Source organism: Dietzia sp. SYD-A1, from assembly GCF_015356725.1.
Classification (GTDB): domain Bacteria; phylum Actinomycetota; class Actinomycetes; order Mycobacteriales; family Mycobacteriaceae; genus Dietzia.
This window is the reverse complement of sequence record NZ_JADDKI010000474.1, coordinates 1-1,929: the sequence shown is the minus strand read 5'-3', so window position 1 is coordinate 1,929 and position 1,929 is coordinate 1. Positions and strand designations below refer to the sequence as shown.

General features: G+C 71.2%; 2 protein-coding genes. One reads left to right on the top strand and one right to left on the bottom strand.

All coding sequences use genetic code 11. The features are described 5' to 3' along the window. Positions 1-1,041 (bottom strand): AAA family ATPase (locus IY392_RS15815; protein WP_309234200.1); only part of this gene is annotated, 1,041 nt, incomplete at its 3' end. A gap of 327 nt (positions 1,042-1,368) precedes the next feature. On the opposite strand from IY392_RS15815, the gene IY392_RS15810 reads away from it, so the two are divergent. Beyond that, positions 1,369-1,929, top strand: a 561-nt coding sequence (locus IY392_RS15810; protein WP_228549505.1) for a hypothetical protein, incomplete at its 3' end; no start/stop codon positions are given.

Sequence of the window (1,929 nt, the reverse complement as noted above, 5' to 3'; positions counted from 1 at the left end):
GCCGTAGACTGCGGCGACCGCCGCCGCCGAGTACCGCCGGTCGGCCGGGCCGGCGGCGCGCAGGTCATCCGACCGCAGGACCTCGGCCTTCAACGCCGCCGCCAGTGGCACGGCCAGCGTGGACTTGCCCGACCCGGACACCCCTCCCACGAGGACCAACCTGACGCGGCCGCGCAAGAGGGCGTCTACTCCCTGATCCGCCAGTTCCAGGGCGTGCCGAGCATGCGCACCTCCGCTCCCGGTCTGGTCGGCGCGGATGGCGGTGACCTTGGACCGCACGACCGCGCGGTACCCGATGTAGTGATGGACGAGGGAGGGCGGGGCGTCATCACCGGAGAAGTCCCGGTACGCCCGGAGGAAGGCCTCCGCGAGGTCCCGTGCCCCCGCCCTGTCGAGGTCCATGGCCAGGAACCCGGCGTCGAGCATGGCGTCCCCGAACCTGAGCCGGTCGTCGAACTCGAGACAGTCGATCACACGCGGCCCGTCGTCCTCGAGGTAGATGTCGGCCGCGAGCAGGTCCCCGTGGCCGTCGACCACCCGGCCTGCGTCCACGCGTGCCCGTAGGAGCCGGCGCCGTCCGCGCAGGTACTCCCCCGCGAGCCACTCGAGGTCGTCGACGATCTCCGGTGCGTCCTCGCCCACGCTCAGACGGCGCAGGTGTGCGATCGACTCCCCCCACAGACCGGCCACGGCGTCCGCCGTGCCCATGGCCTCGATCTGCCCGGAGCGGGGGCTCGCGGCGTGCAGACGGGCGAGTTGCCGGCCCACCTCCCGCACGCCCACCACGAGATCCGGATCGCCGGCCCGTCCGATGCCCGAGACCCGTGACCGCACCAGCGACTCCAGGCTCCGGTCGGCGGGGAGACGACGCATCCTGACCACGTGGTCGATCACCTCGCCCTCGGGATCGCGGACCTCGAGCACGCCGTCGTAGACGTCCGGCGCCATGCGACTGTTGAGCTCGACCTCCCGCCGACTCTGCTCGGCGCGGGCCCGGACCGTGGTGTTGTCGAGGAAACCGAGGTCGATCGGTTTGCGCACTTTGTGAGCCTGATCACCATAGAGCACGATGAGAGCACTGTGCGTCTCCACGACGCCAGGCGGCGCTCCCGATGTCGGGTCCGAATGCGCAGGCGTGGCCATAACGCCAGCCTAGGCAGGTGCGACGCGGCCCGCCGCCGAGTCGGGGATACGGGTGACCACGACCCCTCGCGACCGATGACCGAAGTGTTACCTCAAGGAACACTCAGCATTTGACCCCCTGACAGGGCCGGAGTCCGCTTGTAGGGTCACCGACGCATCTCGCTCTGGTCGAGGTGTCCGCGATGAGAGCCATCGGGGTCAATGAAGATGGGAGCTGTTCATTACATGACGAACACCCACCGGAAGACCACCAACCGCACCACCGCCAAGATCGCCGCCGTCGGCGCGTTCGGACTGGGTGCCGCCATCGCGTTCCCCGGCCTCGCGGCCGCGCAGGAGGCACCGTCCGGGAGCCTCGAGGGACTCGCGGGCGACACCGGCAGCCTCACGGAGATCGCGGGTGAGGACGGCAGCCTCGGCGACCTCGGACTCGGCACCGACCTCGCCGTGGACCTGGGAAGCCTCGCCTTCAACCTGAACCTCGATGCCGAGGCGTCCAACCCGGGCTCGGTCGAGCTCGGCAGCCTCGGCGTCTCGCCCAACACCGGCAGCGCCCTGATCGACGGCGGCGCCGCCGATGCGGGCACGGGCTCGCTGGACACCGGTTCGCTGACCGGCTCCGCTGACGAGGGCACCGACACGGACACCGGCTCGCTCACCGGCTCCGCCGACGAGGGCACCGACACGGACACCGGCTCGCTGACCGGCTCCGCCGACGAGGGCACCGACACGGACACCGGCTCGCTCACCGGCGAGCTCGCCGGGCTGAGCTCCGGCGCCGAGGCC